The sequence below is a fragment of the Shewanella sp. SG41-4 genome (genome assembly GCF_014164505.1).
Taxonomy (GTDB): Bacteria; Pseudomonadota; Gammaproteobacteria; order Enterobacterales; family Shewanellaceae; genus Shewanella.
The window spans coordinates 1-6,386 of sequence record NZ_JACJFI010000230.1; the positions used below are offsets into that span (position 1 = coordinate 1).

The window sequence follows — 6,386 nt, forward strand, 5'->3', positions numbered from 1 at the left end:
GATGACGCAGCAGAAAAACCAGCCGACGCCAGCACGGATGATGATATTGACTCACTATTAACTGAGGTTGATATGCCAGCAGAGGCAGATGCTGTTCCCGTTGCCGCAGCAGTAAAATCTGCCTACACCAGCACAGATGATGATATTGACTCACTATTGGCTGAATTTGATATGCCTGCAGAGGCAGATGATGTTGACGCCGTAGCAGAAAAACCTGCCGACACCAGCATGGATGATGATATTGACTCACTATTAGCTGAGTTTGATATGCCTGCAGATGCAGATGATGTTGACGGCGTAGCAGAAAAGCCTGCCGACACCAGCACTGATGATGATATTGACTCACTATTGGCCGAGTTTGATATGCCGGCAGAGGCAGATGATGTTGACGCCGCCGCAGAAAAGCCTGCCGACACCAGCACAGATGATGATATTGACTCACTATTGGCTGAATTTGATATGCCTGCAGAGGCAGATGATGTTGCCGTTGCTGCAGAAAAACCAGCCGATACCAGCACGGATGATGATATTGACTCACTATTGGCTGAATTTGATATGCCGGCAGAGGTAGATGATGTTGCTGTTGAAGAACCAATAAAATCAGCCGACAAGAGTGCGGAAGACGATATTGATGAACTTCTAGCTGGCTTATCGGCAACCAAAAGTGACGTTGATGAAGACAGTTCAGACGATGATGTTGAAGATGCAGAACTTCAGCCATTATCAAGTGATTCAGTTAACAATGAAGACGATATTGCCGCGTTAATTGCTGCTGAATTGCAAGATGATGCTAATGACGATAGCCAAGATATAGAGTCGAGCGATGATGATATAGATGCATTATTGGCTAGCTTGAATGAGCCAGTTATTGAATCAGTATTTGATGAAAAAAGTGATGAATTATCAACGGATCAGCAGCAACGTTCCGACAATGAAGATTTAGCTGCACAAATTGCAGCTGAATTAAGTGATGAGGATATCGAAGACTCTGTTGATGATAATGAAGCCAGTGACGATGACATCGATGCATTACTCGCTAGCCTTAACGAACCTGTGATTGAGTCAGATGCTGATGTTCAGGAGAAAGCTGCGGTACAAGCACAGATTGCTGCCGAGTTAGACGAGGATACGTCTAATGAAGAGCCTATATCCGATGATGAGTCACTCGATGATGACCTTAATGCTTTATTGGCAAGCTTTAAAGACGATGCTCCCTCCGCAACAGATGCTGATACCGTCACTGATTCTGAGAGTGTGCAGTCTGCCAGTACTCAGCTTGAAAGCATCGACAGTGAAAGCATTGACGATAACGCATTATTCGATGAGTTTGATGAATACCTTAATGATACCGATTTAACTGACGAAGATGATGCCGCTGATATTGAAGCAAATAAGTTTCTTGAACCTGAAGCAGATACTGATACGCAAGCAGATCTCGATGACGAAGATAATAGTTGGTTAGAAGCTGAACTTGAAGCCGCGTTAGCTTCAACGAGTAGTAATGATGTTGAATTAGAGCAAGGGCCTACAGCTGCACCGACTCCTACATCAGAAACTGATGATGCTCTTGATGCTTTGTTAGCACAAATGGACGATGAAGAGACTGCTTCGTCTGCTGCGAAAAGTAAAATAAATAAAGATTCTGGTTTCTTTAATGACCTAAAATCCAGCAAACCTAAGCCTGAGCTTTTAGATTGGGAAAGCGATTTGTTGAAAGCTGCAGAGTCTGCTGCTGACGAGAGAGAAGTCGATGAACCAGCGGTTAGTGATGATGATTTACTGGCTGCGTTTTCACAGTCACTAAAAGATGATGACAACGATGATGACTTTACCTCTGAAGACGATTATATCCTTAGCGATGACAATTTAACGGTTGATGAAGCATTAGCCGCACTTGATCAAAAAGAACGAGGTCAATCAACTGAATACAAAACCAGTGACGATGACTTAATGCGTTTTGAGCGTGAAAACGGTTATATCGATATTGATAAACTGTTGAATGATGCTGATGAAGATAATGATAAAACCGACCAATATAAAGACGTTAATGTTGATATGGGTTCTGCTAATTCGTTAATGGGCAACCCGAACATGGTTGATGTTGATGATGAAGAAAACTCCGTTAATGCGAAACTTGATTTAGCCAGGGCGTATATTGAAATTGAAGATCAAGACAGTGCCCGAGCGTTATTAAAAGAAGTGCAAATGGACGGTAATGAACGTCAAAAATTAGAAGCCAAAAATTTACTAAAAAGTTTCAGTTAAGTCGATAAATCGAGCCTGCATAGGCAAAAACATAGGCTTATGTTAACCACATAAAAGCAAACGGCGCAGATACATGCGCCGTTTTTTTGTGATAAACTGCGCGCCATTATTGAGTAGAGGATATAGGCATGCGGGTCGCGTTAGGTGTTGAATATGATGGTAGTGGTTTTTGTGGGTGGCAGCGCCAACTCGAGGTCGATTCAGTGCAAGCCCAGGTTGAAAAAGCATTAAGCTATGTGGCCAATGAGCCTATAACGGTATTGTGTGCCGGAAGAACAGATACTGGTGTGCACGGTACCGGTCAGGTGGTTCATTTTGACACCGATGTACAACGTCCAATGACGGCGTGGACACAGGGCGTTAATGCTAATCTACCAGACAGTGTGGCTATACGTTGGGCAAAAGAAGTCGATGACAGTTTTCATGCTCGTTACAGTGCTACTGCCAGACGTTATCGTTATGTGATTTATAATCATAAACTGCGCCCTGGTATTTTAAGTGCCGGTGTGAGCCATTATCACGGTGATATTGATGAAACCTTGATGCATCAAGCTGCACAGCTTTTTGTAGGCGAACACGATTTTACCAGTTTTAGAGCGTTGCATTGTCAATCTAAAACACCGTTTCGAAACGTGCATCAAGTCAATGTGACTCGCCAAGGCATGTATGTGATGGTCGATATTCAAGCTAATGCATTTTTACATCATATGGTGCGTAATATTGTGGGTTCATTATTACAAATAGGCTTAGGTAATCAACCTAAAGAGTGGATTACAGAATTGTTTGCCCTGAAAAATCGTAAGCTAGCGGCACCTACCGCTAAACCGAATGGATTGTATTTGGTCGATGTGACTTACCCTGAACAATATCAATTGCCTAAGTTAGCGCTGGGTCCATTGTTTATGCTCGATTAAGTCCTTTAAGCTATCGATGTTTTTTAAGTTAGCTAAGTTATCTTTATTGAAATGTAAAACCAATGTTTTGTATTGGCAACGCCTAGTAAAGTTTGCATAAGTAAAATGGTATTGAATTATGTTAATCGCGTCTGAAATTACTGTACCCAATCAACAATCAAGCTTAAACCAATGGCTGGATTATTTGCTGGCTATTCATCCTAGCGAAATTGATATGGGCTTAACTCGAGTCAGTGCTGTTGCCGAGCGTTTAAACGTGATTGATTTGGCTCCAGCTAAAGTCATTACTGTGGCGGGTACCAATGGCAAAGGTACAACTTGCGCCATGCTGGCTTCTATTTTACGCCAAGCTGATTTGTCCGTTGGTGTATATAGCTCGCCTCATTTGCTGCGTTATAATGAACGAGTGCAGATAAATCAACAAGATGCCAGTGATGACGCTCTTATTGAGGCATTTTGTGCCATAGAGACGGCGCGAGGCGATATTTCATTAACCTTTTTTGAATACGCTACCTTAGCAGGTTTATATTTGTTTAAAGCTGCTAAAGTCGATGTGATCATTCTAGAAGTGGGTTTAGGTGGACGGTTGGATGCAACCAATATTATTGATTCCGCCGCCACTATTTTGACCTCTATCGATCTTGATCATCAAGAATATTTAGGCGATACCCGCGAACTGGTTGGCAGAGAAAAAGCTGGCGTGTTTCGCCCCGATTGTGTTGCTATTATAGGCGAACCAGATTTGCCGTTGAGCGTCACTGAATATGCGAATCAACTCCGCACAACCCTTTATCGTGTTGGGCATGAGTTTGATTACCATAAAGATCAGACTCAACCAGCATTATGGCACTTTGAATCTGCGCAGCAGTCATATACTGGCTTGGCTGTGCCGAGGTTACCGCTAGCTAACGCTGCTAGTGTTGTTGCGCTGCTGAGCCTTATGTGGCCGCAAATAAGCCAACAGCACATCAATCAAGGTTTACAACAAGCTCAACTTGCTGGACGACTAGAGCAGGTGAGTCAGCAACCATTAGTATTATTAGATGTTGCACATAATCCACATGCCGCCAGATATTTAGCGCAACAGTTGCAGGCATATCAAGGTCGTCGTATTGTCGCTTTGTGTGGCATGCTTAAAGATAAAGACATTAAGTCGGTATTGGCGACATTAGCCGAGCAAATTAGCCATTGGAACTTGGTGAGTTTAGATAATCCACGCGGCGCTTCAGCACAAGCATTGCGTCAGGCATTGCCTAACGACGGTAGCCGTGAACATGTTAGTGAGTTTGCTGACATCGCTAGCGCATGGCAAACCATACAAACGACGCTAAATGCGGATGATGTGGTTATTGTCTTCGGTTCTTTTTATACTGTTGCAGGCTTTAAATCTTTATAAACACTATTTATGTCAGACGTCGGTTGTACAAGCCATCATTAACGTCATTTGGTTAAAAAAGGGAATTAGCTTTGAATCGTCAATTTCAAAATCGTTTGGTGGGTACCATCGTATTAGTGGCCTTAGGTGTGATTTTTTTACCTGATTTATTAGACGGTAAGAAAACGCAGGTGGTTGAGGAATTCACTGAAATTCCTTTACGTCCAACTCAGTCAAGTGCTTCAACTAAAGTCAATTCCGACCATTCCGCCGAATCGGCAGAAGAATTCCAAGTGTTAACGATTGCTGAACCGCAAGATCTCAGTAACGATTTAGTTGCATTAGGTGCACCTGAACCCATTAAAGAGTCGGCTAAAGAAGTGAGCCCAGCTGTAAAGCAACCAGCAGCTGTTCCTACTCCCTCTACAACGGCAGTTAAAAAGCCTGAAACCCAGGTAGCTAACAAAGTGAAATCAGCCATTACAGCTGGTTTTACATTGCAATTAGGCGGCTTTAACAATATTACCAACGTAAAAGCGTTGATAGCACAACTGCGAAAAGCGGGGTTTAACGCTTATACATTGCCTAAAGTACCAGTCGAAGGGAAACTAACCCGAGTGTTTGTTGGTCCTGAAGTATCAGAAGAAAAACTTAAAGCTCGTCAGCAACCTATATTCAAACTAACCGGATTAAAAGGCAAAATCGTAGCCTATAATCCTCAAGAACAATAACCTTTTCAGACGGTATTTTGCGTGCGTGATTAATATTTACAATTTGATTGTTCTTAATCACGCAAGAATAATTTGTGCAATCAGAGGTGAGAAACATCTCTGTCTCTGTTAGAATCCCGCCGTCTTGAACCCTATACCGGATCCCCATCTCCATGGTTTGGATTGATTACGCAATAATTATTGTCATCGGGTTATCAACTATTATTAGTTTGATCCGCGGATTTGCAAAAGAAGCCATGTCTCTTGGGGTTTGGTTTGCCGCTTTCTTTATCGCTAGCCAGTTTTATCTTGATCTTGCCGCTCATTTAACCCAAATGCAGGACGAGCTAGTCAGAAACGGTGTGGCGATTGCCATTCTTTTTATCATTACCCTGATCATAGGGGCACTCGTTAATTATTTATTAGGCCAGTTAGTGGCTAAAACCGGATTATCGGGCACAGACCGTGTATTAGGCCTGTGTTTTGGTGCCATTCGTGGCGCGTTAATAGTTAGTGCACTACTGTTTTTTATGGATGCTTTTACGGCATTCCCTGACACGAAGTGGTGGCAGGACTCTGTTCTTGTACCTGAATTTGGCGTGGTTATTCAATGGTTTTTTAACTACCTTGAAAATACCTCAAGCTTTGTACCCAAAATATAAACATAAAACACTTTACAGTGAGGAACCTTACCCATGTGTGGTATCGTCGGAATAGTAGGAAAATCAACAGTTAATCAGACCATTTATGATGCGCTGACTGTGCTCCAACATCGTGGTCAAGACGCAGCAGGTATTGTGACGGTTGACATGAATGCGTTTCGTTTACGTAAAGCAAACGGCTTAGTCAAAGATGTGTTTGAACCTAAACATATGCAGCGTTTACAAGGTAATGCCGGTATTGGACATGTTCGTTATCCTACCGCTGGTAGCTCGAGTGCATCAGAGGCACAACCGTTTTATGTTAACTCGCCATTTGGTATTTCGTTAGCACATAACGGTAACTTGACTAATACGATTGAACTGGCTGCAAGCTTAGTCACAAAGCGTCGTCATGTTAACACTACCTCAGACTCAGAAATCTTGTTGAATCTGTTAGCCGATGAGTTACAAGAAACGCGCA

At 42.7% G+C, this 6,386-nt stretch carries 5 protein-coding genes and 1 pseudogene; all 6 read left to right on the forward strand.

The genetic code is table 11. The features are described 5' to 3' along the window. On the forward strand, window positions 1–2,265 hold a 2,265-nt coding region (locus tag H5202_RS16765; RefSeq protein ID WP_336244807.1), incomplete at its 5' end, for a FimV/HubP family polar landmark protein. A 128-nt stretch (window positions 2,266–2,393) separates the two neighbouring features. Then, window positions 2,394–3,179 (forward strand): tRNA pseudouridine(38-40) synthase TruA, encoded by a 786-nt coding sequence (gene truA, locus H5202_RS16770; protein ID WP_182773082.1) that lies wholly within the window; start codon window positions 2,394–2,396, stop codon window positions 3,177–3,179. A 118-nt stretch (window positions 3,180–3,297) separates the two neighbouring features. Further along, the gene (gene folC / locus H5202_RS16775) at window positions 3,298–4,575 is read left to right on the forward strand and encodes a bifunctional tetrahydrofolate synthase/dihydrofolate synthase (RefSeq protein WP_182773083.1); all 1,278 of its coding nucleotides are present in this window, start codon (window positions 3,298–3,300) and stop codon (window positions 4,573–4,575) included. 71 nt (window positions 4,576–4,646) lie between these two features. Further along, window positions 4,647–5,285 carry an SPOR domain-containing protein gene (locus tag H5202_RS16780; RefSeq protein ID WP_182773084.1) on the forward strand — a complete coding sequence of 213 codons (639 nt, stop codon included), beginning with the start codon at window positions 4,647–4,649 and terminating at the stop codon, window positions 5,283–5,285. Between the two features lie 152 nt (window positions 5,286–5,437). Next, window positions 5,438–5,926: a CvpA family protein gene (locus H5202_RS16785; RefSeq protein WP_182773085.1), complete on the forward strand. Its 489-nt coding sequence runs from the start codon at window positions 5,438–5,440 to the stop codon at window positions 5,924–5,926. A gap of 33 nt (window positions 5,927–5,959) precedes the next feature. After that, a pseudogene (locus H5202_RS16790) lies at window positions 5,960–6,386 on the forward strand (amidophosphoribosyltransferase); the annotation flags it as partial.

Coding starts and splice junctions, on each gene's coding strand:
- H5202_RS16785 (WP_182773085.1), top strand. CDS start 5,438: ATGGTTTGGATTGATTACGCAATAATTATTGTCATCGGGTTATCAACT.
- folC (WP_182773083.1), top strand. CDS start 3,298: ATGTTAATCGCGTCTGAAATTACTGTACCCAATCAACAATCAAGCTTA.
- truA (WP_182773082.1), top strand. CDS start 2,394: ATGCGGGTCGCGTTAGGTGTTGAATATGATGGTAGTGGTTTTTGTGGG.